Raw genomic sequence first — 26,141 nt, 5'->3', positions numbered from 1 at the left:
GGGGCCTGCGCTGCGGGGCTTTCGACTCAGAGTTCGGCGGCGAGGCGCGAGCCCTGATTGATGGCGCGCTTGGCGTCCAGCTCTGCGGCCACATCGGCACCGCCGATCAGGTGCACGCGCTGTCCGGCGGCGACCAGGCCGTCATGCAGTTCGCGCAGCGGCTCCTGGCCGGCGCAGACGACCACGGTGTCCACCGGCAGCACCTGCGGCTCGCCGCCGGCGACGCTGATGTGCAGGCCGTCGTTGTCGACCTTGAGGTATTCGACGCTGTTGAGCATCTGCACCTGCTTGTTCTTCAACCCGGTGCGGTGAATCCAGCCGGTGGTCTTGCCCAGGCCGTCGCCGACCTTGGACTTCTTGCGCTGCAGCAGGAATACCTGGCGCGCCGCCGCGTGCGGGTGCGGCTTGATGCCGGCAACGCCGCCTCGGGCTTCCAGGTTCTCGTCGATGCCCCACTCCTTCCAGAAGGCGTGGCGATCCAGACTGGTGGATTCGCCGTCGTGGGTGATGTACTCGGAGACGTCGAAGCCGATGCCGCCGGCGCCGATCACCGCCACTCGCTTGCCCACCGGCTTGCGCTCGAGAATGGCGTCCAGGTAGCTGATCACCTTGGCGTTCTCGATGCCCGGGATGGCCGGGGTGCGCGGCACGATACCGGTGGCGAGGATGATCTCGTCGAAGCCGCCCTTGGCCAGGTCGTCGACGCTGACGCGGGTGTTCAGGCGCAGGTCGACGCCGGTGGTCTCCAGCTTGCGCTTGAAGTAGCGCAGGGTCTCGTAGAACTCTTCCTTGCCCGGCACGCGCTTGGCCACGTTGAACTGGCCGCCGATCTCGCCGGCGGCATCGAACAGGGTCACCTCATGGCCACGCTCGGCGGCCACGGTGGCGGCGGACAGGCCGGCAGGGCCGGCGCCGACCACGGCGATCTTCTTCACGTGGGTGGTCGGGATATAGTTCAGCTCGGTCTCGTGGCAGGCGCGCGGGTTCACCAGGCAGCTGGTGAGCTTGCCGCCGAAGGTATGGTCCAGGCAGGCCTGGTTGCAGCCGATGCAGGTGTTGATTTCGTCGGCACGGCCTTCGGCGGCCTTGTTGACGAAATCCGGGTCGGCGAGGAACGGACGGGCCATGGAGACCATGTCGGCGTCGCCTTCGGCCAGCACCTGCTCGGCCACTTCCGGGGTATTGATGCGGTTGGTGGTGATCAGCGGAATGCCGATCTCGCCGCGCAGCTTGGCGGTGACCTTGGTGAAGGCCGCGCGCGGCACCTTGGTGGCGATGGTCGGGATACGCGCTTCGTGCCAGCCGATACCGGTGTTGATAAGGGTGGCGCCGGCCTGCTCAATGGCCTTGGCCAGCAGGACGATCTCGTCCCAGGTGCTGCCGCCTTCCACCAGATCGAGCATCGACAGGCGATAGATGATGATGAAGTTCGGACCCACGGCCTCGCGCACGCGGCGGACGATTTCCACCGGCAGGCGCATGCGATTCTCGTAGCTGCCGCCCCAGCGGTCGGTGCGGTGGTTGGTGTGGGCGACCAGGAACTGGTTGATGAAGTAGCCTTCCGAACCCATGATCTCGACGCCGTCGTAGCCGGCCATCTGGGCCAGGCTGGAGCAATTGACGAAGTCGGCGATCTGCTTCTCGATGCCCTCTTCATCCAGCTCACGCGGCTTGAACGGGTTGATCGGCGCCTGGATGGCGCTGGGCGCCACGGACTTGGGACTGTAGGCGTAACGACCGGCATGGAGGATCTGCATGCAGATCTTGCCGCCCGCCTCGTGCACCGCCTGGGTGACGACCTTGTGTTTCTCGGCCTCTTCCGGGGTACTCAGCTTGGCCGCGCCAGAATACACGCCGCCTTCCTCGTTCGGGCCGATGCCGCCGGTGACCATCAGGCCGACGCCGCCACGGGCGCGCTCGGCGAAGTAGGCCGCCATGCGCTCGAAGCCCTGCGGCTTTTCTTCCAGACCGGTGTGCATGGAGCCCATCAGGGTGCGGTTGCGCAGCGTGGTGAAACCCAGGTCCAGGGGGGCGAGCAGGTGCGGATAAGGGGCGGTCATACGTCCTCCAGCAGTCACGGTGGCGCCGCTCCCTCGGCGCGTTCGCTCAGGGAACGCGAGGCACGGGGCGCGGTCGGTATGGGGCAGACTCTAAGGAGCCACCCTGCCCCGCTCAATGATCAAAAGTAACAACTTACTGATCGCAGATGACACCGCGACTTGGCAACGCCCGGCCTAACCCCTACCCTGTGGGCATCTACCGAGTACTCGTTCCCCATGCGCAAGCTGATTTTCCTCATCCTGGTGATCCTGTTCGCCGGCTATGCCGGTTGGGCGGAGCGTCGCCCGGTGGGCCACTACCTCTCCGACCTGCGCAGCCAGGTCGCACTCAACCAGGGCGAGCCCTCCGAACGCGGCAACCTGCTGGGCGTGCAGCCGGAACTCTTCACCCAGGACTATCAGAGCGTCGAGCGCCTGCGCCTGAAATTCCACGCCTACCTGGCCAAGGCCCGTGACGAAGGGCTGATCAACCCGCGCACCGTGGTGGTCTTCCCCGAGCACATCGGCACCTGGCTGGTGGCCGCCGGCGAGAAGCCCGAGGTCTACCAGACCGAGCACCTGGCCGAAGCCATGGAGTGGATGGTTGCCAGCAATCCGCTGAAAGTGGCGCGCGGCTGGCTCGGCGCCAAGGCTGAAGACCGCATGGCCGATGCCCTGTTCCGCATGAAGGCGGTAGACATGGCCCACGACTACCAGACGCTGTTCGGCTCCCTGGCGAAGGAATTCGGCGTGACCATAGTCGCCGGCTCCATCGTGCTGCCCAACCCGCGTATCGTCGAAGGACAGATCCGCACGGGCAACGGCCGCCTCTACAACGTCAGCCAGGTCTTCGGCAGCGACGGCCTGCCGCTGGGCAAGCCGCAACGCAAGCTGTTCCCCATCGACGAAGAGAAACGCTTTACCCGTGGCGCCGACGCCGATGACCTGCAAGTGCTGCAGACACCCGCCGGGCGCCTGGGCGTGCTGATCTGCGCCGACAGCTGGTACCCGGCGGGCTATGCCGCGCTGGCGGCGAACAAGCCGGACTTCATCGTGGTGCCGGCCTTCCTCACCGGCAATGGCAACTGGAACAAGCCCTGGAAGGGCTACAACGGCGCCGCCACACCGAGCGACGTACAGCTCAAACCGGGCGAACTGAGCGAAGGCGAAGCCTGGGAACGACTGGCCCTGGCCGGACGCATCGGCGAAAGCGGCGCCCGTGCCGGCATCACCGTGTTCCTGCGCGGCCATCTCTGGGACCTGGGCAGCGACGGCCGCAGCCTGGTGGTCAGTGGCGACAGCCACACCCTGGCGCCGGACGGTCCCGGCGCTCGCCTGATCAATCTCTGGCTATGAGCCGTCCGACCATGCGTCTTGGCGATTTGTCCGTGGGCTTCGTCCACAGTCTCGCCGACGCACTGGCGGAAAGCGGCGTCGCACCGCAACCGCTGCTGGAACAATACGGACTGGATGCTGCACGCCTTGGCGAGCCCGGCGCGCGCCTGTCGATCCCGCGCTACATGCGCCTGGGGCACGCCGCCATCCAGCAGAGCGGCGACCCCGCCCTGGGCTTGCGCATGGGCCAGCTGAGCCGCCCCAGCCAGAGCGGCCTGGCCGGCGTCACTGCGGCGCAAGCACCCAACGTACGCGCTGCCGCCCGCGCACTGATCCGCTTCGAGACACTGTACGCGCACAACTACCGCGGCCAGAGCAGCTTCATCGAAGACGCCAGCGGCGCCTGGCTGCGCTTCTACTCCATCAGCCCGTACAACGCCTACAACCGCTTCGTGGTGGACTCGGTGCTGGCTGGCTGGGTGAGCATGCTTGGCAGCATCGGTGCGCACCCACTGCGCCCGGAGAAGGTCGAGATCGAGTATCCGGCGCCCGCCTGGGCTTCGCGCTTCGAGGAGATGCTGGGCTGCCCGGTGGAATTCGGCGCGGAGCACAACCAATTGCGCCTGGATCAGGCAGCGCTTGCGCGCAGCAACCCGGACCACTGCCCGAACACCTGGCGGCAATTGCTGGAAATCTGCGAGAAGGAACTGGAGCAGATGACCCGCACGCGCAGCCTGCGCGAGCGCGTCGCCCAACTGCTGGGACCGATGCTCAACGGTCGCGAACCGGACCTGGAGGAAGTCGCCGCGCGCCTGAAGCTGCCGACCTGGACGCTACGACGCAAGCTGGCCGAGGAAGGCACGCAGTTCCGCAGCATCCTCAATGACACCCGCCGCGACCTGGCGATGATCTACATCCGCGACACGGACCTCGCCTTTGGCGAGATCGCCTACCTGCTCGGCTTCGCCTCCGCGGAGGCCTTCCAGCGCGCGTTCAAGCGCTGGAGCGGGCAGACGCCGGGGGAGTTCCGCCGCGCCCAGCGCCACAGCGCCTGATCACATCTCCGTGGCGTCGTCGGCCGGCTCCGGCAGATCCTGTTCCACGGCGTGCAGTTCCAGCAGTTCTTCCTGATAGTCGTCCATTGGCTTTTCTCCTGACCGTTCGATCCGGTTTTAGCAAAGACCACGGATAAAAAGCTAGACGTCGAAAGTGAACGCGCTGTGACAGCGTCTTACAAAGCTTTTCGGACGGAAACGAAAAAGCCCTCAGGCATTGCTACCTGAGGGCTTTCGAATATGGCGCAGCGGACGGGACTCGAACCCGCGACCCCCGGCGTGACAGGCCGGTATTCTAACCGACTGAACTACCGCTGCGTGTCGGTTGGACTTGCGTCCGGTACAGCAACCTCCTTGCGCCTGGAGTGAGTCACTCGACAAGCCGGTTCGGGGTAGGAACCAAGGAGGGGGAAAATGGCGCAGCGGACGGGACTCGAACCCGCGACCCCCGGCGTGACAGGCCGGTATTCTAACCGACTGAACTACCGCTGCGCGTAACTTGCGAGAGTGGTGGGTGATGACGGGATCGAACCGCCGACCCTCTGCTTGTAAGGCAGATGCTCTCCCAGCTGAGCTAATCACCCTTCGTCTCGAAGTGGGGCGCATTCTACAGCCGACGAATCCTAAGTCAATGCCCTGATTGAACTTTTTTTCATTTTCCGCGAAAAAAGTTCGGCGCACTGTTACGACCTCGGTGCAGACCGGGGTTCGCGAGCAAGCTCGCTCCTACAGGTGTGGCACCTGCGCTCTTCTGTAGGAGCGAGCTTGCTCGCGAACAGCCCAACGCCCAAACCGTCCACCCACGCCGCAAAAGAAAAAAGGGCGACCCTCGGGCCGCCCTCCTCTTCCACGCCCGACACTCAGTCGAGGTAGATCATCTTGCGCGTCATGCCGCCGTCGATCATCAGCTCCTGGCCGGTGACGAAGCCGGCGCTGTCGCCGATCAGCCAGGATACCGCCGAGGCGACGTCCTCCACCGTGCCGACACGACCGACCAGGTGCTGATCATGGTCCAGTTCGGTCAACGGCTCGGCCTCGCGCTCGCGCAGGTCGCGGGCATCGATCCAACCGGGGGAAACCGCGTTGACGCGAATCTCCGGGCCCAGGCTGCTGGCCAGTGCATGGGTCAGCGACAGCAACCCACCCTTGCTTGCCGCGTAGGCTTCGGAGTTCGGCTCGGACTGGTGTGCACGGGTGGAGGCGATGTTCACGATGGAGCCATTGTGCGCGCGCAGATAAGGCGCGCAATGCTTGGCCAGCAGCATCGGACCGGTGAGATTCACCGCCAGGGCGCGGTTCCACTCGTTCAACCCCAGGCTTTCCAGCGCGCTGTTGTGCGGCCGGGCAATGGCGGCATTGCTGACCAGCGCATCGAGACGGCCATACAGGCCGATCACCTCGGCAATCGCCGCCGCCACCTGCCCTTCATTGGCCACGTCCAGCGCGATGAAGTTGGCGCGCTCGCCCAGTGCCGCGGCGACTTTCGGGCCGCGTTCACGGTCGATATCCGCCAGCACCACCTGCCAGCCCTCGGCGATCAGCCAGGCACTGATGCCCAGGCCGATGCCGTGCGCCGCCCCGGTAACCAGGACGACGCGCCCGTTGCCGAGGATGTCCGCCATGCTCACAGGGCCGCCAGGCCCCGCGCCAGGTCGGCCGTGATGTCGGCGACATCTTCCAGGCCCACGGCGACGCGGATCAGGTTGTCACGGATGCCGGCGTTCTCGCGCTCCTGCGGCGACAGGCGTCCGTGGGAGGTAGTGGCCGGGTGGGCGATGGTGGTCTTGGTGTCACCCAGGTTGGTGGTGATGGAGATCATCCGGGTGGCGTCGATGCAGCGCCAGGCCGCGGCCTTGTCGCCCTTCACCTCGAAGCTCACCACCGCACCGAAGCCCTTCTGCTGACGCTTGGCCAGTTCGTGCTGCGGATGGCTCGGCAGGCCCGCGTAGTACACGCGCTCCACGCCCGGCTGCTGCTCCAGCCACTCGGCAACCTGCTGGGCCGAGGCACTATGGGCCTGCATGCGCACGCGCAGGGTTTCCAGGCCCTTGATGAAGATCCAGGCGTTGAACGGGCTGAGGGTCGGGCCAGCGGTACGCAGGAAACCGACGACCGGCTCCATGTGCACGCGGCGACCGGCGACCACGCCGCCCATGGTACGGCCCTGGCCGTCGATGTACTTGGTCGCCGAGTGGATCACCACGTCCGCGCCCAGCTTCAGCGGCTGCTGCAGCGCCGGGGTGCAGAAGCAGTTATCCACCGCCAGCAGCGCGCCCTTGGCGTGGGCGATATCGGCCAGCGCGGCGATGTCCACCAGTTCGGCCAGCGGGTTGGACGGCGATTCGACGAAGAACAGCTTGGTGTTCGGCTTGCAGGCCGCTTCCCAGGCATTCAGATCACTCAGCGGCGGGTAGTCCACCTGGATGCCGAAGCGCTTGAAGTACTTCTCGAACAGGCTGATGGTCGAGCCGAACACGCTGCGCGAGACCAGCACGTGGTCGCCGGCGCTGCACAGGCTCATCACCAGGGAGAGGATGGCCGACATGCCGGTGGACGTGGCCACCGCCTGCTCGGCGCCTTCCAGCGCGGCGATGCGCTCCTCGAAGGTGCGCACCGTGGGGTTGGTGTAGCGCGAGTAGACGTTGCCCGGCACTTCACCGGCGAAACGCGCGGCCGCATCGGCGGCGCTGCGAAACACGTAGCTGGAGGTGGTGAACAGGCCTTCGCCGTGCTCTGCCTCCGGGGTGCGGCGCTGACCGGCGCGCACCGCGAGGGTGTCAAAGCCGACGCCCTCCAGGTCGCTGTCCAGCCGGCCGGCTTCCCATTCCTGAGCCATGCCCTGCTCTCCCTAATCGTTTGAATCAGTCGTTGTACAGATCGATGATGGCGCTGACCGCGGCACCCTTGCTCTTGGTCGCGTCGTTGCGCGCCTGGTCGATCTTGTTCAGATAGGCTTCGTCGACGTCGCCGGTGACGTATTCACCGTTGAACACGGCGCAGTCGAAGTGATCGATCTTGATCTTGCCGCCCTCGGTGGATTCGATCAGGTCCTGCAGGTCCTGATACACCAGCCAGTCGGCGCCGATCAGCTCGCAGACCTCTTCGGTGCTGCGGTTGTGGGCGATCAGCTCGTGGGCGCTCGGCATGTCGATGCCGTAGACGTTGGGGTAGCGCACCGCCGGGGCGGCGGAGCAGAAGTAGACGTTCTTCGCGCCGGCCTCGCGGGCCATCTGGATGATCTGCTTGCAGGTGGTGCCGCGAACGATGGAGTCGTCCACCAGCATCACGTTCTTGCCGCGGAATTCCAGCTCGATGGCATTGAGCTTCTGGCGTACCGATTTCTTGCGCGCTGCCTGGCCGGGCATGATGAAGGTACGGCCGATGTAGCGGTTCTTCACGAAGCCTTCGCGGAACTTCACGCCCAGGCGGTTGGCCAGTTCCAGCGCGGCGGTGCGGCTGGTGTCCGGGATCGGGATGACCACGTCGATGTCGTGGTCCGGACGCTCGCGGAGGATCTTGTCGGCCAGCTTCTCGCCCATGCGCAGGCGCGCCTTGTAGACCGAGATGCCATCCATGATGGAGTCCGGACGCGCCAGGTAGACGTGCTCGAAGATGCACGGCGCGTATTGCGGGTTGGCCGCACACTGGCGGGTGAACAGCTTGCCGTCTTCGGTGATGTACACCGCTTCGCCCGGCGCCAGGTCGCGGATCAGGGTGAAGCCGAGGACGTCCAGGGCCACGCTTTCCGAGGCGATCATGTATTCCACGCCGTTCTCGGTGTGACGCTGGCCGAAGACGATCGGGCGGATCGCATGGGGATCGCGGAAGCCGACGATGCCGTAGCCGGTGATCATCGCCACCACGGCGTAGCCGCCGACGCAACGGGCGTGGACGCCAGCAACCGCGGCGAACACGTCTTCCTCGGTGGGCTGCAGCTTGTTGCGCACCGCCAGCTCATGGGCGAACACGTTGAGCAGCACTTCCGAGTCGGAATTGGTGTTCACGTGGCGCAGGTCGGATTCGTAGATTTCCTTGGCCAGCTGCTCGACGTTGGTCAGGTTGCCGTTGTGCGCCAGGGTGATGCCATAGGGCGAGTTGACGTAGAACGGCTGCGCCTCGGCGGAGCTGGAGCTGCCCGCGGTGGGGTAGCGCACGTGGCCGATGCCGATCTTGCCGACCAGGCGCTGCATGTGACGCTGCTGGAAGACGTCACGGACCAGGCCGTTGTCCTTGCGCAGGTACAGGCGGTCATCCTGACAGGTGACGATCCCCGCAGCGTCCTGGCCACGATGCTGGAGAACGGTGAGCGCGTCATAGAGCGCCTGATTGACGTTCGACTTGCCCACGATACCGACGATGCCACACATGCGACGCAACCCCTAGTTGGTTTCAGGCTAAAACAATCCGTTACTCGGCAGTATCCACCGGACCTGCCGTTACGGCGACGGCTTCCCGTCGCCTCTACCCGCCCGTCACTGGGCCGGCAGCAAAGTACCCGCTCCGGACGGCGGAGCGATGGTAACGCCGGACATCCAGTGCCCGGCAAAGGTCAGAATGGTGTTCTTCGACCAATCGGCGACGATCAGGAAGTGTGGCAACAGCACCGATTGCTGCCACCACGGGTCCTGTTGCACCGGCGCCAGGCTCAGCAGGCCGACCAGCAGCACCACCAGCAGCACGCCACGGGCGCCACCGAACACCATGCCGAGCACGCGGTCGGTGCCGGACATGCCGGTCACCCGCACCAGCTCGCTGATGAGGAAATTGACAAGTGCGCCCAGCAACAGCGTGACGACGAAAAGAATGGCGCAAGCGGCGATGACGCGCCCCGAGGGCAACTGAATGTAGGGTGCGAGATGCTCGGCCAGGGCGCCGCCGAACATCCAGGCGACCGCACCGGCTACGATCCAGGTGACCAGCGACAGGGCTTCCTTGACGAAACCACGGCTCAAGCTGATCAGGCTGGAAATGACGATGATGCCGATCATCGTCCAATCGACCCAGGTAAATGCCACGTTGCGGCCCAGAAACGGAAAGGCCCCGCATTTTAGCAGAGGCCTTCGATTTAGAAGAGCCCCAGTTTGACATGGGGCTGATTGAGTCAGACTAACGAAGCAGTTCAGCCGCGTTCAGGCTGGAAACGCACCACGAAGCCATTGAGCTTTTGCTGCTTGCCCAGCTGGTCGCGCAGGCGGTCCGCCTCGGCGCGCTCGACCACCGGGCCGACGAACACCCGGTTCATGCCGTCGAAGCTGCGCACGTAGGCGTTGTAGCCCTGGCTGCGCAGCTGCTTCTGCAGTTCGTCGGCGCGGGCGCGGTTGGACAGGCTGGCCAGTTGCACCGACCAGCTCACCGGCAGGTTGCTGGCATCCAGGCGCTGTGCCGGAGCGGGCGCCGGGACTGGAGCCTGCGCCTTGGGCGCGGTATTGGCCTGGGCCGGCTGCGGCGCGGGAGCAGCGGGCTTGGGCGCGGGCGCTATCGGCTGGGCCGGGGCCGTCTGTACGGGGGCACTGGCGACAGGCGCCGACGGCGCAGGAGCGGTTGGCACGGGGGCGACTTCCGACTGCGCAGCAGCGTCGGCCTCTTCCGCCTGCGGCTCCGGCACCTCGGTGGGCTGCACCTCGACACTGGGCATGGCCGGCGGCTTGGGCATTACCGGCGCCTCGACCACGACCTGACGCATCTCGTCCTCGCGGGTAAACAGCATCGGCAGGAAGATGATGGCCAGCGCCAGCAGCACCAGCGCACCGACAACCCTCTGCTTGAGCCCCTTATCGAGCAAGGCCATGAATCACTCCCCTTATCCTTATCGAGCAGCCCTGACGAGCCACTCCAGGGCATCCGCCACGCTGTAGAACGAACCGAACACCAGAATCTCGTCGTCCGCCGACGACGCGTCGCACTGCGCTTCGAGCGCCGCAGCGATGTCCGCGTGACGACTGACGCTCGCGCCACGGGCACGCAGCGCAGCTTCCAGCTCTTCCGCCGGCCGACTGCGACCGGTGGGCAGCGGCGCGACGGCCCAATCCTGCACCAAGCCGAGCACGGGTTCCAGTACGCCGTCCAGATCCTTGTCCGCCAGCAGGCCGAATACCGCACGACGCACGCCCTTGGGCGGCGCCGCACGCAGGCGGCCGGCCAGGTACTGGGCCGCATGCGGATTGTGCCCCACATCCAGCAGCAGATGGCGCTCCTCGCCCCGCCAGTGCACGGTACGGCGATCCAGGCGCCCGGTCACGCGAGTACGTTGCAGAGCGGCGATCAGTTGCTCCGGCTGCCACGGCAGGTCCATGAGGGCATAGACCTGCAAGGCCAGCGCCGCGTTCTCCATCGGCAGATCGAGTGACGGCAGGTTATGCAAGGTCAGCGCTTCCCCGGCGGCATTGCGGCCGCGCCAGTGCCAGTCGCCCTCGCCCAGGGCCAGGTCGAAATCGCGACCGCGCAGCACCAGCGGCGAGCCCAGGCTGCGCGCCTGCTCCAGCAAGGGGGCCGGCGGCTCCAGGTCGCCACACACGGCTGGCTTGCCGGCGCGGAAGATCCCGGCCTTCTCGAAGGCCACGCTTTCGCGGGTATCACCCAGCCAGTCGGCGTGATCGATACCGATGCTGGTGACCACGGCGACGTCGGCGTCGACCAGATTCACCGCATCCAGGCGACCACCCAGGCCGACTTCCAGCACCACGGCATCGAGGCCCGCGCGCTCGAACAGCCAGAAGGCCGCGAGGGTGCCCATTTCGAAGTAGGTCAGGGAGATTTCGCCACGGGCCGCCTCGACGGCGGCGAAGGCTTCGCAGAGCGCCTCATCGCTGGCTTCGACGCCGTCGATGAGCACGCGCTCGTTATAGCGCAGCAGGTGCGGCGAGCTGTACACGCCGACGCGCAGGCCCTGCTCGCCGAGCAGGGCGGCGAGGAAGGCGCAGGTGGAACCCTTGCCGTTGGTGCCGGTGACGGTCACCACGCGGGGGGCGGGACGCCCCAGCCCAAGCCGGCCAGCTACCTCACGGGAGCGGTCCAGCCCCATGTCGATTGCCGTGGGGTGGAGTTGTTCGAGATAGCTGAGCCAGTCGGCAAGGGTACGTTGGATCATCCTGCGAGCGCGGTACTTGGAGTGTGGGTGAACTTGGCGAGCAGCTTGGCCAGACGCTCACGCATTTCGGAACGGTGCACGATCATGTCGATGGCGCCGTGTTCCAGCAGGAACTCGCTGCGCTGGAAGCCTTCGGGCAGCTTCTCGCGCACGGTCTGCTCGATCACGCGCGGGCCGGCGAAGCCGATCAGGGCGCGCGGCTCACCGACGATCACGTCGCCGAGCATCGCCAGGCTCGCGGATACGCCGCCGTAGACCGGGTCGGTCAGCACGGAGATGAACGGAATGCCTTCTTCGCGCAGGCGGGCCAAGGCGGCGGAGGTCTTGGCCATCTGCATCAGGGAGATCAGCGCTTCCTGCATGCGCGCACCACCCGAGGCGGAGAAGCAGATCATCGGGCAGCGATGTTCCAGCGCGTAGTTGGCGGCACGCACGAAGCGCTCGCCGACGATGGAACCCATGGAACCGCCCATGAAGGAGAACTCGAAGGCGCTGGCCACGACGGGCATGCCCATCAGCTTGCCGCTCATGGAGATCAGCGCATCCTTCTCGCCGGTGTCTTTCTGCGCGGCGACCAGGCGGTCCTTGTACTTCTTGCTGTCGCGGAACTTCAGGCGATCCACCGGCTCCAGCTCGGCACCGAGCTCTGCGCGACCCTCTTCATCGAGGAAGATGTCCAGGCGGGCACGGGCACCGATGCGCATGTGGTGATCGCACTTCGGGCAGACGTCCAGGGTCTTTTCCAGCTCGGGCCGGTACAGCACCGCTTCGCAGGACGGGCACTTGTGCCACAGGCCTTCCGGAACCGAGCTCTTCTTCGCCTCGGAACGCATGATGGAAGGGATCAGCTTGTCTACCAGCCAGTTGCTCATGCTCTCGTCTCCAGTGCAGGGGCACGGCCTGTCGCCATGCGCGTGTCCCTGAGCAAATTCATCGTCGCGGTTCCGGCCTCAGGACCCGAACCCCTCGCAAACACAGGCGCCGCCAAAAGCGTCGCCACGAATACACCACTCGATACGGGGCGTCAGTGACTTGCACCGACGACTCCCAGCGCTGCCAGGCAGCGATTGGGTAGTGGACGGCGGCAATCCGCACGTCGTCACATGAAGATTCCGCGTCACGCCACCGACCGGCACTGGGCGATGAAGTCACGGATCTTCTGCGCGTCCTTGATGCCCTTGCTGGCCTCGACACCGCCGCTGACGTCCACCGCATAAGGCCGCACCTGGGCGATGGCCTTGGCCACGTTCCCGGGCGTCAGCCCGCCCGCCAGGATCAGGGGCCGTTTCACATCCCTGGGTACCAGCGACCAGTCGAACGCCTGGCCGGTGCCGCCGGGAACGCCTTCCACGTAGGTGTCGAGCAGGAATCCGCTGGCCTGTGGATAGTTCGCGATCTGCGCCGCCACGTCGTCGCCCGGCTTCACGCGCAAGGCCTTGAGATAAGGCCGGTGCCAGCCGGAGCAGGCTTCGGGCGTTTCGTCGCCGTGGAACTGCAGGATGTCGAGCGGCACTGCGTCGAGGATATCCCCCAGTTCGCAGCGACTGGCATCGACGAACAGGCCGACCGTGCTGACGAAGGGCGGCAGCGCGGCGATGATCGCCCTCGCCTGCTGGACGCTGACCGCACGCGGGCTCCTGGCGTAGAACACCAGGCCGATCGCGTCGGCGCCCGCCTCGGCCGCGGCCAGGGCATCCTCGACTCGGGTAATACCGCAGATTTTGATGCGAACAGCGGACAAGATGCAGCAACCTTCAGGCAAGTGATCGATCGATGGTAGCAAATGCCCCTGGCATCGTCAGCCAAGGATATCGGGCAAACTTGAAAGGAAATGTGGCCCCAGGTAGCGCTCTGGCAACTCGAACTCTTCCGGGTACTCCACACGCACCAGATACAACCCGTACGGGTGCGCCGTAACGCCACCGGCGCGGCGGTCGCGCGCCGCCAGCACCTCCCCCGCCCACTCCACCGGGCGCTCACCGGCGCCGATGGTCATCAGCACGCCGGCGAAGTTGCGCACCATATGGTGCAGGAAGGCGTTGGCGCGGATATCCAGCACGATGAAGCGGCCATGCTCGATCACTTCCAGGTGATGCACGGTCTTCACCGGCGACTTGGCCTGGCACTGCACGGCGCGGAACGAGGTGAAGTCGTGGGTGCCGACCAGCGCCTTCGCTGCTTCGCGCATGCGCGAAACGTCCAGCGGGCGGTGGTTCCAGGTGACTTCCTCGGACTGGTGCGCCGGGCGGATCTGGTCGTTGTAGATCACATAGCGGTAACGCCGCGCCATGGCGGTGAAGCGCGCATGGAAATGCGCCGGCATCACCTTGGCCCAGGTCACGCTGATGTCGGCCGGCAGGTTGGCATTGCTGCCCATGATCCAGGCCTTCAGCGGACGCTCGACAGCGGTATCGAAATGCACGACCTGGCCGCTGGCATGCACGGCGGCATCGGTGCGCCCGGCACAGATGATCGACACGGGCTCGTCGGCCACTTTCGACAGGGCTTTCTCCAGGGCTGCCTGCACCGACGGCACGCCATCTTCCTGGCGTTGCCAGCCGCGATATCGGGCACCTTTGTATTCGACGCCCAGGGCAATCCTGGAAACGCCAGCGGCGGCCACTTCGGCCGCCGCTTGGGGTAGTGCTTCACTCATCTATCTGGAGCCTTCCGGCTCAGGCGATACGCCCGAGCAGTTCACGCGCTTCCTGCTGCTGGTTGTCGTTACCTTCGGCGAGCACTTCGTCGAGGATGTCGCGGGCGCCCTCGGTGTCGCCCATGTCGATGTAGGCACGCGCCAGGTCGAGCTTGGTGGCGGCCTCGTCGGCGCCGGAAAGGAAATCGAACTCGTCGTCTTCCTCGGCATTTTCGCCGGGTACGTCGAGATCATCCAGAGCAAAGTTCGCTTCCGGCTCCGCTTCCGGCGCCTTGGGTTCTTCAACGCCACCCGCCAGGCGATCCAGCTCCGCGCTCACCTCGTCGAGCTGGGCGGAGAAACTGTCGTCGGCCTTGATCGGCTCAGGCTCGTCGCCCGGCAGGGAAAGATCGAAGTCATCCGGCAGGTCGGCCAGGGACGGTGTGGCGCCGTGATCCTTGTCGAGGGAGAACTCCTCCGCACTGACACTGGACAGCGAGGTCGTGTCATCGTCCAGGCCCAGCAGGAAGTCCTCTTCCGGGGACGACGGAGCATCCTTCTCCAGATCAAGGCCGAAGTCGGCCAGGTCGTCGGACAGCGATACGTCCGCCGGCTTGGCGACCGGTTCCTCGTTCAGGTCGAGGTCGAAGGCGAAGTCGTCGTCCGCCTTGGCCGGCTCGGCGACAGGCGCGTCGAATGCCAGGTCGTCGTCCAGGTCGAAAGTGTCCAGCGACAGTTCGTCACCCTTGCTCTCGACCGGCGCCGGTGCCACAGGCTTGTCGGCATCCAGCTCGAGGTCATCCAGCGCCAGGTCGAAGGCGTCGTCGAGATCTCCCACCAGGGGAGCCGATTCGGCGACGGGTTCCGGCTGGGCCGGCGAATCCAGATGCAGATCGTCGAGACCGAAGCTGCCGAACTCCTCGGCAGCTGCCACGGCGGCGGCGCCCGCCGCACCGGCGGCAGCCAGCGCGACCATGCCCGGATAACGGGACTTCAGCTGCTCGACCTGGCCTTCGGCACCGCCCATCTCGCGCAATTCGTTTTCCTGACGGGCGAAACCTTCGCGGTCACCGATCTCGGCATACACCTCCATCAGCTTGAGACGCAGGTCGGCGCGCTGCGGCTCATCGTAGATGGCGCCCTGCAGGAGTTCGGCAGCCTGGTTGAAGCGGCCGTAGGCGATGTAGATATCCGCCTCAGCCAGGGCATCGCTGGTCTGCGCGGCAACACGTTCCGGAGCCGACGCCGCCGGAGCGGCCACTTCGGCAGCCTGCGGAACGTCGAGGGAGTCGAGGTCGCCATCACCCAGGTCGAGGTCACCGCCCAGGCCATGGTCGTCCGCGTCGGACGCGGCTTCCAGTTCCTCACGCTCCTTGGCGGCGCGGCGGCGGGAAATCACCATCAGCAGCACGAGCAGCGCCAGCACGGCGCTACCGCCGATGGCCCCCAGCCAGATCGGGTTGGCCAGGATTTCATCAATGAAGCTTTCCGAGACAGGCTCGACAGGAGCGGGTGCCGGAGCCGGTTTTGCCTCGGCCGGCTTGGCGGCCGCGGGTGCCGGAGCTGGAGCTGGAGCTGCAGGTGCGCTCGCCTCCGGAGCGACCGGTGCGGCAGGCGCCGCCGGCTCGCTCGACTGAGCTGGCGTTGCAGGCTGAGCCGGAGCAGCGGCTTGCTCCGAGGCTGCTGGCTGCGGAGCAGCAGGAGCAGCAGGAGCAGCAGAGGAAGCATCCGCCGCCGGCGCCTGGGTTGCGCCTTGCGGGGCATTGCCGAGTTGACTCTGCAGCTTCGCCAACTGGGCATCCTTCAGCTCGATGAGCTTCTGCAGCTTGTCTATCTGGCTTTTCAGGTCGCCCATGCGACTCTGCAGCTCTTCATTCTCGCGGCGAGTGGTATCCAGGCTTTCCTGGGTGACGGCCAGCTTGTCGGCAATGGCCTTACCGTCCTTGCTGCCCTTGTCGCCGCCCTTGGCCTTGCCGTTCTCGCCGGAGACCAGGCGCAGATTGTCCTTTTCCTCGGCCTGCGACGGCGCGGCGCCTGCGTTGGCGCGCGGCGTGGCATCCAGCTGACGGGCACCGCCGGTGGGCAGGCTGCGCCCTTCGCGCCAGGCGGTGTACTGCTGGGTCACTTCGGCGGCCGCATCGGGCTGGGTACGCGACTTGATCTGCTCCGCATCCGGCAGGCGCAGCACCTGGCCGCTCTTCAGACGGTTGATGTTGCCGCCAAGGAAGGCGTCGGGATTGAGGTCCTGGATCGCCAGCATGGTCTGCTGGACCGTAACGCTGTTGTTCGGACGCGCACGCGCTGCGATTTCCCACAGGGTGTCGTTGCGGCCGGTACGGTATTCGTTGCCTTCCAGACGACGCGAAGACGGTGCCGACGCAGCGGCTGGGCGCGGGGACGGCGCGGCGGCCGGACGCGGCGCGAGCGGAGCCGGTTGGCGGTAAACCGGCGCGGGCGCGGCCATGGGCGCGCGCGGCGCGGCAGCTGCGGCGGTCTGCGGGGAATACAGCGGCGGATCGAGCAGCACGGTGTACTCACGCAGCACACGGCCACTGGGCCAGAGCACCTCGACCAGGAAGTTCAGGTAGGGCTCCTGGACCGGGCGATCCGAGGTCACGCGAATGACGCTCTTGCCGTTCGGCTTGATGACCGGGGTGAACTTGAGGCCGGTGAGGAAGTACTGGCGATCGACGCCCGCCTTGTTGAACTCCTCCGGCGACGCCAGCTTCGGCACCACCTCGCCCTGGGCAAGATCACGGACTTCGACCAGGTCGATCTCGGCATCCAACGGCTGGTTCAGAGCCGAACGCAGGTGGATGTCACCCAACCCCAGTGCATGCGCCATGCCCGTGGTCAATGCCGAAGCAGCCGCGATTGCCTGCACCAGTTTACGAAGCCGGATCATATTTTAATCCCTTGTTTTAATAGCTTTTTCTGGATTAGAGCGAAGTCTATTAGGTTGTCGCTGCCCATGATGCCCGGCGTTTTCACGTCTGGAATCCCCCCTGTCAGCGCCAATCCCAGCCAGTATTGTCAAGCTAGAATACTTCTTCAAATATTCGGTAAGTATCTTTTACAGATAGTGTTTTATCAACAATTCGCCCAAGTTCACAGCATTCAGCGCTGCGCCTTTTCGTACATTATCTGACGCAATCCACAAATTCAGTTTGCACGGATTTGTCAGACCGGGACGCAGGCGACCGACATAAACAGTATCCTGCCCCTGCGCATCACCGATCACAGTCGGATAATCGTCTTCGACCCGCTCGATGCCGGGAGCATCGTCCAGGGCCGCCTGCACAGCTCCGAGCGAAACCGGTGCGGCGCTGGTGATCGACAGCATCAGCGCATCGCCGAAGAACACCGGCGCCATGGCACAGGTGACATCCAGCGCGCCGTCCAGCCCGGGGAAGAGTGCGATCAGCTCCGCCGCCATGCGCCGCTCCAGTGCCGAATGGCCCTGCTCATCCACCGCACCGACCTGGGCCAGCATGTTGAAGGCGTATTGCCGATCGACGAGCCGGGGCTCCAGCGGGCGAGCGTTGAGCAACTCGGCGGTCTGCCGGGCCAGTTCCTGAACCCCCTCGCGCCCCAGCACCGAAGCGGAAAGGCAGGCGGTGACGCTCAACTGGCGAACCTCAAGCACGTCTCGCAGCGCGGCGAGCACTTCGGCGACTTCCGCCGCCGGCGCACAGGGCGCCGCGATTTGCGCCGGCAAGCTGACCTGCTCCAGCGCCTCGCCGTTGGCCGCCGGCAGGACGACCGGGGACTGCCCGGCCAGCGCCGCGCCGCTCAGGTCGATCACACTGCAACCGGCCGCCAGCGCTTGGGTGGAACACTCACGGGCGGCATCGGCGGTGATGGAGAGGAAGGCCAGACGGACTTTGGCGAAGTCGAAATCGGACAACTTGCCGACGCGCACATTGCGCCCACGGTATGCCACCGATTTTCCGGCGGATTCGCCGGTGGCCAGCAGATACAGGGTGCCTACGGGAAAGTCCCGCTCTTCCAGCAGTTCGACCAGTGCCTCGCCCACAAGTCCGGTGGCGCCTACTACGGCGATGTCGATGGTTTCAGGCATCCAGTGTCTCGCGATATCAGGGAAGTAAACTGCGCTGCACTTTACTTGCCCCCCAACGGCGAGGCAATCGAGTGCCTCGCCGCCCATCGCTGCAGGATGGACTATGGGTGCGGAGTGCTTTCCGAAGTCTGGGCAGCCACGATGGACTCACCTTGTACTGGAGCGGGAGCCGCACCCGGCGCCGCGGGCGGAGCAGCCTTCGCGGAGGCGCCGGCCGGTTTCCCAGCCCGGTCCTGCTCCGCCAGCCGAGCAATCAGGCTGGCGATCTGCGCGTCCTTCAGTTCGACCAGCTTGTTGAGCTTCTCCATCTGGCTCTGCAGGTCGGCGATCCGGCTGCGCATTTCATCGCCTTCACGGCGGGCGCTGTCGAGTCCTTCCTGCAGCACGGCGAGCTGCTCGGCATCGGCCTTGTCCTTCTGGTTGGCCGCGCGCCCCGACACCAGGCGAAGGTTATCGCGAGCCTCGGCGCTGACGGGCGCAGCGCCCGCCTCGGTTCTTTTCGTCGCGTCCATCTGCCGGGCTTGTGGCAGGGCGACCTGGCGGCGTGCACGCCATTCGCCGTTCTGCGCCTCGATATGCGCCACGGCCTGCGCATGACTCCGCGCCCGCACCTGTTGCTCATCAGGCAGGCGCAGCACCTGGCCAACCTTCAGACTGTTGGCATTGCCATCGACGAAGGCGTCCGGATTCATCTGCTGGATCGCCGCCATGGTCTGCATCACCGACACGCTGGAGGACGGGCGATTGCGCGAGGCGATATCCCACAGGGCATCGTTGCGCTGGATGCGATAGCTGTCCGACGGCGCCGATGCCACTGACGGCAGCGCTACAGGCGCTGGCGCAGCCTGGCGGACAGGCTCGGTAACCGGACGGGTTACAAGGGCCGCTGGCGGGTTCACCGGCGTTGCAACGTAGCTCGGCGGGTCGAGCAGCAGCGTGAACTCACGCACCAGGCGCCCCTGCGGCCACACCACCTGCAGCACGAAGTTGACGTAGGGTTCCTGGATCGGGCGCTGCGACGTGACATGGATGACACCACGGCCATTCCTGCCGATGTCCGAACTGAAGCGCAGGCCGGTCACCAGCTGACTGCGGTCGACACCCAGGCGGTCGAAGTCCTGTTGGGAGGCGAGGCTGACCACCACCTCCTGCGCATTCAGGTCGCCCACGCCGCGCAGCTCGATGTTCGCCGACAGGGTCTGCCCAAGGACCGCCCGCGATGAAATCTCGCCCAGCTCCAGAGCACCGGCCGTGCCCGGCAGGAAGGCCGAGGCAATGGCCGCCGCCAACAAGAATCCGTGAATCCGAGACATCCTCTCCCCCGCAGCAAGTATCCGATTGGCCGGCGCGAAGAAGGCGCGCCGAAACCTGGGCTGCGAGGATAGCGACTGGTATCAGGCTGCTTTTCCGGGTCCGTCACAGAACACCGCGAAATCAAGGGAGAACCCCGCTGACACCGCGAACTTCGCACGTTTTTGTGCGCAAGATCACTTGCCGCAGAAAGCACGACGCCGGCACAAGGCCGGCGTCGTGGGGATCACAGCGAACGGATCAACGTTCGAGCAGGATGCGCAGCATGCGGCGCAGCGGCTCGGCGGCCCCCCAAAGCAGTTGGTCGCCGACGGTGAAGGCGCCCAGGTACTGCGAGCCCATGTTGAGCTTGCGCAGACGGCCGACCGGAACGTTCAGGGTGCCGGTGACGGCCGCCGGAGTCAGTTCGCGCATGCTGATCTCGCGCTGATTGGGAACCAGCTTGACCCAGGGGTTGTGCTGGCTGATCAGGCCTTCGATGTCGGCCATCGGCACATCCTTGTTCAGCTTGATGGTCAGCGCCTGGCTGTGGCAGCGCATGGCGCCGATGCGCACGCAGATGCCGTCCACCGGGATCGGGCTCTTGAAGCGGCCGAGGATCTTGTTGGTTTCCGCCTGGCCTTTCCACTCTTCGCGGCTCTGGCCATTGGGCAGTTCCTTGTCGATCCACGGAATCAGGCTACCAGCCAGCGGTGCGCCGAAGTTCTCGGTCGGCATCGCGTCGCTGCGGATGGCCTCGGCGACCTTGCGGTCGATGTCGAGGATGGCGCTGGACGGGTTGGCCAGGTCGTCGGCAACGGAGGCGTTGATCGCACCCATCTGCTTGATCAGCTCGCGCATGTTCTGCGCGCCGGCGCCGGAGGCCGCCTGGTAGGTCATGGCGCTCATCCACTCGACCAGGCCGGCTTCGAACAGGCCGCCCAGAGCCATCAGCATCAGGCTGACGGTGCAGTTGCCGCCGATGTAGTTCTTGGTGCCGGCGTCCAGCGACTGGTCGATGACCTTGCGGTTCACCGGGTCGAGGACGATCACCGCGTCATCCTGCATGCGCAGGCTGGAAGCGGCGTCGATCCAGTAACCCTGCCAGCCCGCTTCGCGCAGCTTGGGGAAGACTTCGTTGGTGTAGTCGCCGCCCTGGCAGGTCAGGATGACGTCGAGGGTTTTCAGTTCCTCGATGCTGTAGGCGTCTTTCAGAGGGGCAATGTCCTTGCCAATGGACGGACCTTCGCCACCCACGTTGGAGGTGGTGAAGAACACCGGCTCGATCAGGTCGAAGTCCCGCTCTTCCAGCATCCGCTGCATGAGCACCGAACCGACCATGCCACGCCAACCGATCAGACCTACACGCTTCATCGCTACTACACCTTCAAATATTTAGAGGGCCGTCGCTCCCGTTTCCTGCAAGGGGCCGGGAGCGAGCGAGCCGGAGAGATTACAGATTCCGCAGAGCCGCGACTACCGCATCGCCCATTTCGCGGGTACCGACCTTGGTGCAGCCTTCGGACCAGATGTCGCCGGTGCGCAGGCCCTGGTCCAGGACCAGGCTCACAGCCTTCTCGATGGCGTCGGCAGCGGCGCCCTCGTTGAAGGTGTAACGCAGCATCATCGAGACCGAGAGGATGGTCGCCAGCGGGTTGGCGATGCCTTTGCCGGCGATGTCCGGTGCGGAACCGTGGCACGGCTCGTACATGCCCTTGTTGTTCGAATCCAGAGATGCAGAAGGCAGCATGCCGATGGAGCCGGTGAGCATGGAAGCCTCATCCGACAGGATGTCGCCGAACATGTTGTCGGTGACCATCACGTCGAACTGCTTGGGCGCGCGGACCAGCTGCATGGCGGCATTGTCGACGTACATGTGCGACAGCTCGACGTCCGGGTAGTCCTTGGCGACCTCCTCGACCACTTCACGCCACAGCTGGCTGGAGGCCAGAACGTTGGCCTTGTCCACCGAGCACAGTTTCTTGCCACGCACGCTGGCCATGTCGAAGCCGACACGGGCGATGCGGCGGATTTCGCTCTCGCTGTACGGCAGGGTGTCGTACGCCTGGCGCTCGCCGTTCTCCAGCACGCGCTGCTCGCGGGGCGAGCCGAAGTAGATGCCGCCGGTCAGTTCGCGGACGATCAGGATGTCCAGGCCGGCAACCACTTCCGGCTTCAGGCTGGAAGCGCCAGCCAGTTGCGGATAGAGGATGGCCGGGCGCAGGTTGCCGAACAGGCCCAGTTGCGAACGGAGCTTGAGCAGGCCGCGCTCGGGGCGGATGTCACGCTCGATCTTGTCCCACTTCGGGCCGCCCACGGCGCCCAGCAGGATGGCGTCGGACTTGCGCGCGCGCTCCAGGGTCTCGTCGGCCAGCGGCACGCCGTACTTGTCGATGGCGGCGCCACCCAGGTCGTCGTGGGTCAGTTCGAAGCCCAGCTGGAACTTGTCGCTGGCCAGCTCCAGGACCTTGATCGCCTCGGCCATGATCTCCGGGCCGATACCGTCGCCGGGCAGAACCAGAATCTGTTTGCTCATCGCTTATATCCTTTGGCAAATAACGTATCGCCCCGGGCGGCTCGCACCACCCGGAGCGCTCAAGAAAGTGTTCAGCGCTCCGCCCAGAGCACCAGCACGTCGGTGCTGAAGGAGCCCTCGGCGTCGATCTCGAAATACTCGCGCACCTCATCGCCCACCGAAAGCTGCAGGGCACGAATGGCCTGGCGCATCACTTCGGGGGTGCGCATGCGCTCGACCCAGGAGGTGAACTCCAGGCGCAGGCGCTGGCATTTGGCAGCGGTGACCGCAAGCCCCGCCTCGCCGACCAGACGCGCCCACTCCGACGGGGAGTAGTCACGCACATGACTGGTGTCGCGCAGGACTTCGACAGTCTGCAGATGGGTGTCCAGCAGAGGCAAGCCCGGCGCCGCCACATCGATGAAGCAGGCCACGCCACCCGGCTTGAGCACCCGGCGCACTTCGCGCAGCGCCTGGCCGACGTCCCGCCAGTGGTGCGCAGAATAGCGGCTGAAGACGAAGTCGAACTCGCCATCCGCGAACGGCAATTGCTCGGCAGCGCCACAGCGGGTGGAGATGTTGCCCAGGCCACGCTCGGCGGCGGCCGAGGCCACCACGTCGAGCATCTGCTGGGACAGGTCATAAGCCACCACCTCGCCGGCCAGCGGCGCGACATTGAAGCTCACGTGCCCTGCCCCGCAACCCAGGTCCAGCACACGGGCACCGGTGGTCGCCGACAGTCGCTCGCGCAGTTGGGCGAATTCCTCGCCCTGGGCGTGTACGGCACTGGTCAGGTAAGCGTTGGCCTGGGCGCCGAACTGGCGCTGGACCACGTGCTCGTGGCGACTCTCGGTCATGGTGCTCTCCTTGATGGGTGATGCGACGCCAATCAGGCGTCGCGGAACAACCAGGGCTGGTTCTTCTTGTAGCCGGCTTCGAAACTGCGGATGGCGTCGGCGTCCTGCAGGGTCAGGCCGATGTCATCCAGGCCGTTGAGCAGGCAGTGCTTGCGGAACGCGTCCACTTCGAAGCTGTACTGCTTGCCGTCCGGACGGGTGACGGTTTGCGCGGCGAGGTCGACGGTCAGCTGGTAACCCTCGGTGGCTTCGCACTGGGCAAACAGCTCGTCCATCTCTTCATCTTTCAGGATGATCGGCAGCAGGCCGTTCTTGAAGCTGTTGTTGAAGAAGATGTCGGCGAAGCTCGGCGCGATCACGGCGCGGAAGCCGTACTCGTCCAGCGCCCACGGCGCGTGCTCGCGGGAGGAGCCGCAGCCGAAGTTCTCGCGGGCCAGGAGCACGCTGGCGCCCTGGTAGCGCGGGAAGTTGAGGACGAAGTCCTGGTTCACCGGGCGCTTGGAGTTGTCCTGGTTCGGCTGGCCGACGTCGAGGTAGCGCCATTCGTCGAACAGGTTCGGGCCGAAGCCGGTGCGCTTGATCGACTTGAGGAATTGCTTGGGGATGATCTGGTCGGTGTCGACGTTGGCGCGGTCGAGCGGCGCGACGAGGCCGGTGTGCTGAGTAAAGGCTTTCATTTATAGGTCTCCTCAGGCCTGCATCAATTCACGTACGTCGATGAAACGACCGGTCACGGCAGCCGCGGCGGCCATTGCCGGGCTCACCAGGTGGGTACGACCACCCGCGCCCTGGCGGCCTTCGAAGTTACGGTTGGAGGTGGAAGCGCAATGCTCGCCGCTCTCCAGGCGATCCGGGTTCATCGCCAGGCACATGGAGCAACCCGGCTCACGCCATTCGAAGCCGGCTTCGATGAAGATCTTGTCCAGGCCTTCCTGTTCGGCCTGGGCTTTCACCAGGCCCGAGCCCGGCACGACCAGCGCCTGCTTGACGGTGGAAGCGACCTTGCGGCCCTTGGCCACGGCGGCGGCGGCGCGCAGGTCTTCGATGCGCGAGTTGGTGCAGGAACCGATGAACACGCGGTCCAGCTGGATGTCGGTGATCGCCTGGTTGGCGTTCAGGCCCATGTACTTCAGTGCGCGGACGATGGAATCGCGCTTGACCGGGTCGGCTTCCACGGCCGGGTCCGGCACATTCTGGTCGACGGCCAGGACCATCTCCGGGGAAGTACCCCAGCTGACCTGCGGCTTGATGTCCTCGGCACGCAGCTCGACGATAGTGTCGAAATGCGCATCGGCGTCGGAAACCAGGTCGCTCCAGGCTTCCACGGCCTTGTCCCAGTCGCTGCCTTGCGGCGCGAAAGGACGGCCCTTCACGTATTCGATGGTCTTCTCGTCGCACGCCACCATGCCGACGCGGGCGCCCGCTTCGATGGACATGTTGCAGATAGTCATGCGGCCTTCCATGGACAGGTCGCGGATGGCGCTGCCGGCGAACTCCAGGGCATGGCCGTTGCCGCCCGCGGTGCCGATCTTGCCGATCACCGCGAGGACGATGTCCTTGGCGGTCACGCCGAAGGGCAGTTTGCCTTCCACGCGGACCTGCATGTTCTTCATCTTCTTGGCGACCAGGCACTGGGTGGCGAGCACGTGCTCCACCTCGGAGGTGCCGATGCCATGGGCCAGCGCGCCAAAGGCGCCGTGGGTCGAGGTGTGCGAGTCGCCGCAGACCACGGTCATTCCCGGCAGAGTCGCGCCCTGCTCCGGGCCGACCACGTGGACGATGCCCTGGCGGACGTCGTTCATCTTGAATTCGAGGATGCCGAAGTCATCGCAGTTCTCGTCCAGGGTCATCACCTGGATGCGCGACACTTCGTCGGCAATGGCGTCGATGCCGCCCTTGCGCTCGGCCTGGGTAGTCGGCACGTTGTGGTCCGGGGTCGCGATGTTCGCGTCGATGCGCCACGGCTTGCGGCCGGCCAGGCGCAGGCCTTCGAAGGCCTGCGGGGAGGTCACTTCGTGGAGGATGTGGCGATCGATATAGATGAGCGACGAACCATCGTCACGGCGCTTCACCTCGTGCATTTCCCAGAGTTTGTCGTAGAGCGTCTTGCCGGCCATCAGAGAATCCTCATCAGCGTATTTCTATGCCCCTCGGGCTTGTGGGGATGATGCTATGGAATGGCGACGAATAACTCAAATTCATATTTTTTATCCGAAGGATTCCCACAAGGAATACGGTGCGTTATAAAAGTCAGGCGCCGCTTCCAGAGCGCAGGGAGTCGACATGGACCTGACCAGCCTCAACACCTTCCTCGCCATTGCCGAATCCGGCAGCTTCTCCGAAGCCGGCGAGCGCCTGCACCTGACGCAGCCCGCCATCAGCAAGCGCATCGCCGCCCTGGAAAACCAGCTGGGCGTGCGCCTGTTCGACCGTGTCGGCCGCGAGGTCACCCTGACCGAATCCGGCCGCGCCCTGCTGCCGCGGGCCTACCAGATACTCAATGTACTGGACGACACCCGCCGCGCCCTGACCAACCTCAACGGCGAGGTGAGTGGCCGCCTGGTCCTGGCCACCAGTCACCACATCGGCCTGCACCGCCTGCCGCCGCTGCTGCGGGCCTTCACCAAGGCCCATCCGCAGGTGGCGCTGGACATCCAGTTCTGCGATTCGGAAGTCGCCTATGAAGAGATCCTGCATGGCCGCGCCGAGCTGGCGGTGATCACCCTCGCCCCGGAAACCGCCGAACCGGTGCGCGCCGTGCCGGTGTGGGACGACCCGCTGGACTTCGTCGCCGCCCCCGAGCACCCGCTGTCGGTGCAGGGTCCGGTATTCCTCGCCGACGTGGCGCGACACCCGGCGGTGTTCCCCGGCGGCAACACCTTCACCCACCACATCGTGCGGCGCATGTTCGAGGCCGAGGGCCTGACGCCGAACATCGGCATGAGCACCAACTACATGGAGACCATCAAGATGATGGTCTCCATCGGCCTGGCCTGGAGCGTCCTGCCGCGCACCATGCTCGACGACAGCGTGGTCCGCCTGCCGCTGCAGGACATCCAGCTCAGCCGCCAGCTGGGCTACATCCTGCATACCGAGCGCACGCTGTCCAACGCCGCGCGGGCCTTCATGCGCCTGCTCGACGCCCAGGCGGCCGGGCTTGCACCTGCCGCGGCCTAGCCTCTATTGTTCTGGCATAACTAGAAGAACAAGGGGCCCGAATGCCCGTCCGCACGCCACTTCGCCACCG

General features: G+C 65.6%; 21 protein-coding genes and 3 tRNA genes. 3 read left to right on the top strand and 21 right to left on the bottom strand.

Annotation, left to right across the window (positions count from 1 at the left end; genetic code table 11):
- Nucleotides 1-26 precede the first annotated feature (26 nt).
- A complete protein-coding gene (locus tag J5M67_RS05585; RefSeq protein WP_207884329.1) occupies nt 27-2,060 on the bottom strand; it encodes an NADPH-dependent 2,4-dienoyl-CoA reductase in 2,034 nt (677 codons plus the stop codon).
- 216 nt (nt 2,061-2,276) lie between these two features.
- Here J5M67_RS05585 and J5M67_RS05580 point away from each other — a divergent pair, with 216 nt between their 5' ends.
- Complete coding sequence (locus J5M67_RS05580) at nt 2,277-3,395, top strand: carbon-nitrogen hydrolase family protein (RefSeq protein WP_207884328.1); 1,119 nt, start codon at nt 2,277-2,279, stop codon at nt 3,393-3,395.
- Nucleotides 3,392-4,429, top strand: a complete 1,038-nt coding sequence (locus J5M67_RS05575) for an AraC family transcriptional regulator (RefSeq protein ID WP_207884327.1) — start codon at nt 3,392-3,394, stop codon at nt 4,427-4,429. Before J5M67_RS05580 ends, J5M67_RS05575 begins: the two co-directional genes overlap by 4 nt.
- Nucleotides 4,430-4,670: 241 nt before the next feature.
- Here J5M67_RS05575 and J5M67_RS05570 read toward each other — a convergent pair.
- From J5M67_RS05570 to leuC, 20 genes are all read right to left on the bottom strand, one after another.
- Nucleotides 4,671-4,747 (bottom strand) — tRNA-Asp (locus tag J5M67_RS05570).
- Nucleotides 4,748-4,844: 97 nt separating this feature from the next.
- Nucleotides 4,845-4,921, bottom strand: a tRNA-Asp gene (locus J5M67_RS05565).
- A gap of 16 nt (nt 4,922-4,937) precedes the next feature.
- Nucleotides 4,938-5,013: transfer RNA gene (locus tag J5M67_RS05560), tRNA-Val, on the bottom strand.
- A 276-nt stretch (nt 5,014-5,289) separates the two neighbouring features.
- On the bottom strand, nt 5,290-6,057 hold the full coding sequence (locus tag J5M67_RS05555; protein ID WP_207884326.1) for an SDR family oxidoreductase: 768 nt from the start codon (nt 6,055-6,057) through the stop codon (nt 5,290-5,292).
- Nucleotides 6,054-7,265, bottom strand: a complete 1,212-nt coding sequence (locus J5M67_RS05550; RefSeq protein WP_207884325.1) for an O-succinylhomoserine sulfhydrylase — start codon at nt 7,263-7,265, stop codon at nt 6,054-6,056. The genes J5M67_RS05555 and J5M67_RS05550 overlap by 4 nt, the downstream gene beginning before the upstream one ends.
- Before the next feature lie 25 nt (nt 7,266-7,290).
- Entirely contained in the window at nt 7,291-8,796 is a 1,506-nt protein-coding gene (gene purF / locus J5M67_RS05545; protein ID WP_207884324.1) for an amidophosphoribosyltransferase, read from the bottom strand.
- A gap of 105 nt (nt 8,797-8,901) precedes the next feature.
- The gene (locus J5M67_RS05540; RefSeq protein WP_207884323.1) at nt 8,902-9,444 is read right to left on the bottom strand and encodes a CvpA family protein; all 543 of its coding nucleotides are present in this window, start codon (nt 9,442-9,444) and stop codon (nt 8,902-8,904) included.
- A gap of 104 nt (nt 9,445-9,548) precedes the next feature.
- Nucleotides 9,549-10,217 (bottom strand): SPOR domain-containing protein, encoded by a 669-nt coding sequence (locus J5M67_RS05535; protein ID WP_207884322.1) that lies wholly within the window; start codon nt 10,215-10,217, stop codon nt 9,549-9,551.
- An 18-nt stretch (nt 10,218-10,235) separates the two neighbouring features.
- Nucleotides 10,236-11,516, bottom strand: coding sequence for a bifunctional tetrahydrofolate synthase/dihydrofolate synthase (folC, locus tag J5M67_RS05530; protein ID WP_207884321.1), 1,281 nt, complete (start codon nt 11,514-11,516; stop codon nt 10,236-10,238).
- Nucleotides 11,513-12,388 carry an acetyl-CoA carboxylase, carboxyltransferase subunit beta gene (gene accD / locus J5M67_RS05525; RefSeq protein WP_207884320.1) on the bottom strand — a complete coding sequence of 292 codons (876 nt, stop codon included), beginning with the start codon at nt 12,386-12,388 and terminating at the stop codon, nt 11,513-11,515. Before accD ends, folC begins: the two co-directional genes overlap by 4 nt.
- Nucleotides 12,389-12,633: 245 nt before the next feature.
- On the bottom strand, nt 12,634-13,257 hold the full coding sequence (locus J5M67_RS05520) for a phosphoribosylanthranilate isomerase (protein ID WP_207884319.1): 624 nt from the start codon (nt 13,255-13,257) through the stop codon (nt 12,634-12,636).
- A 57-nt stretch (nt 13,258-13,314) separates the two neighbouring features.
- Complete coding sequence (truA, locus tag J5M67_RS05515) at nt 13,315-14,172, bottom strand: tRNA pseudouridine(38-40) synthase TruA (RefSeq protein ID WP_207884318.1); 858 nt, start codon at nt 14,170-14,172, stop codon at nt 13,315-13,317.
- 19 nt (nt 14,173-14,191) lie between these two features.
- Nucleotides 14,192-17,056, bottom strand: coding sequence for a FimV family protein (locus tag J5M67_RS05510; protein ID WP_207884317.1), 2,865 nt, complete (start codon nt 17,054-17,056; stop codon nt 14,192-14,194).
- Between the two features lie 168 nt (nt 17,057-17,224).
- Entirely contained in the window at nt 17,225-18,232 is a 1,008-nt protein-coding gene (locus tag J5M67_RS05505) for an aspartate-semialdehyde dehydrogenase (protein ID WP_207884316.1), read from the bottom strand.
- A gap of 101 nt (nt 18,233-18,333) precedes the next feature.
- Nucleotides 18,334-19,521, bottom strand: a complete 1,188-nt coding sequence (locus J5M67_RS05500) for a FimV family protein (protein ID WP_207884315.1) — start codon at nt 19,519-19,521, stop codon at nt 18,334-18,336.
- A 262-nt stretch (nt 19,522-19,783) separates the two neighbouring features.
- The gene (gene asd, locus J5M67_RS05495; RefSeq protein WP_207884314.1) at nt 19,784-20,896 is read right to left on the bottom strand and encodes an aspartate-semialdehyde dehydrogenase; all 1,113 of its coding nucleotides are present in this window, start codon (nt 20,894-20,896) and stop codon (nt 19,784-19,786) included.
- 79 nt (nt 20,897-20,975) lie between these two features.
- Nucleotides 20,976-22,058 (bottom strand): 3-isopropylmalate dehydrogenase, encoded by a 1,083-nt coding sequence (gene leuB, locus J5M67_RS05490; RefSeq protein WP_207884313.1) that lies wholly within the window; start codon nt 22,056-22,058, stop codon nt 20,976-20,978.
- 71 nt (nt 22,059-22,129) lie between these two features.
- On the bottom strand, nt 22,130-22,894 hold the full coding sequence (locus tag J5M67_RS05485) for a class I SAM-dependent methyltransferase (protein ID WP_207884312.1): 765 nt from the start codon (nt 22,892-22,894) through the stop codon (nt 22,130-22,132).
- Nucleotides 22,895-22,926: 32 nt separating this feature from the next.
- Nucleotides 22,927-23,571 (bottom strand): 3-isopropylmalate dehydratase small subunit, encoded by a 645-nt coding sequence (gene leuD / locus J5M67_RS05480; RefSeq protein WP_207884311.1) that lies wholly within the window; start codon nt 23,569-23,571, stop codon nt 22,927-22,929.
- A gap of 12 nt (nt 23,572-23,583) precedes the next feature.
- A complete protein-coding gene (leuC, locus tag J5M67_RS05475; RefSeq protein WP_207884310.1) occupies nt 23,584-25,011 on the bottom strand; it encodes a 3-isopropylmalate dehydratase large subunit in 1,428 nt (475 codons plus the stop codon).
- A gap of 166 nt (nt 25,012-25,177) precedes the next feature.
- On the opposite strand from leuC, the gene J5M67_RS05470 reads away from it, so the two are divergent.
- A complete protein-coding gene (locus tag J5M67_RS05470; protein WP_207884309.1) occupies nt 25,178-26,071 on the top strand; it encodes a LysR family transcriptional regulator in 894 nt (297 codons plus the stop codon).
- Nucleotides 26,072-26,141 lie beyond the last annotated feature (70 nt).

The sequence above is a fragment of the Pseudomonas sp. 30_B genome (assembly GCF_017491605.1).
Taxonomy (GTDB): domain Bacteria; phylum Pseudomonadota; class Gammaproteobacteria; order Pseudomonadales; family Pseudomonadaceae; genus Pseudomonas.
Note: the sequence above shows the minus strand (reverse complement) of the source record. Positions and strands in the feature narration are given on the sequence as shown.

Excerpts from the sequence above, each read along its gene's own strand:
- J5M67_RS05470 (WP_207884309.1), top strand. The coding sequence starts at position 25,178 with ATGGACCTGACCAGCCTCAACACCTTCCTCGCCATTGCCGAATCCGGC.
- accD (WP_207884320.1), bottom strand. The coding sequence starts at position 12,388 with ATGAGCAACTGGCTGGTAGACAAGCTGATCCCTTCCATCATGCGTTCC.
- purF (WP_207884324.1), bottom strand. The coding sequence starts at position 8,796 with ATGTGTGGCATCGTCGGTATCGTGGGCAAGTCGAACGTCAATCAGGCG.
- leuB (WP_207884313.1), bottom strand. The coding sequence starts at position 22,058 with ATGAGCAAACAGATTCTGGTTCTGCCCGGCGACGGTATCGGCCCGGAG.
- folC (WP_207884321.1), bottom strand. The coding sequence starts at position 11,516 with ATGATCCAACGTACCCTTGCCGACTGGCTCAGCTATCTCGAACAACTC.
- asd (WP_207884314.1), bottom strand. The coding sequence starts at position 20,896 with ATGAAGCGTGTAGGTCTGATCGGTTGGCGTGGCATGGTCGGTTCGGTG.
- leuD (WP_207884311.1), bottom strand. The coding sequence starts at position 23,571 with ATGAAAGCCTTTACTCAGCACACCGGCCTCGTCGCGCCGCTCGACCGC.
- J5M67_RS05585 (WP_207884329.1), bottom strand. The coding sequence starts at position 2,060 with ATGACCGCCCCTTATCCGCACCTGCTCGCCCCCCTGGACCTGGGTTTC.
- leuC (WP_207884310.1), bottom strand. The coding sequence starts at position 25,011 with ATGGCCGGCAAGACGCTCTACGACAAACTCTGGGAAATGCACGAGGTG.
- truA (WP_207884318.1), bottom strand. The coding sequence starts at position 14,172 with ATGAGTGAAGCACTACCCCAAGCGGCGGCCGAAGTGGCCGCCGCTGGC.
- J5M67_RS05550 (WP_207884325.1), bottom strand. The coding sequence starts at position 7,265 with ATGGCTCAGGAATGGGAAGCCGGCCGGCTGGACAGCGACCTGGAGGGC.
- J5M67_RS05510 (WP_207884317.1), bottom strand. The coding sequence starts at position 17,056 with ATGATCCGGCTTCGTAAACTGGTGCAGGCAATCGCGGCTGCTTCGGCA.
- J5M67_RS05505 (WP_207884316.1), bottom strand. The coding sequence starts at position 18,232 with ATGCCTGAAACCATCGACATCGCCGTAGTAGGCGCCACCGGACTTGTG.
- J5M67_RS05485 (WP_207884312.1), bottom strand. The coding sequence starts at position 22,894 with ATGACCGAGAGTCGCCACGAGCACGTGGTCCAGCGCCAGTTCGGCGCC.
- J5M67_RS05535 (WP_207884322.1), bottom strand. The coding sequence starts at position 10,217 with ATGGCCTTGCTCGATAAGGGGCTCAAGCAGAGGGTTGTCGGTGCGCTG.
- J5M67_RS05580 (WP_207884328.1), top strand. The coding sequence starts at position 2,277 with ATGCGCAAGCTGATTTTCCTCATCCTGGTGATCCTGTTCGCCGGCTAT.
- J5M67_RS05575 (WP_207884327.1), top strand. The coding sequence starts at position 3,392 with ATGAGCCGTCCGACCATGCGTCTTGGCGATTTGTCCGTGGGCTTCGTC.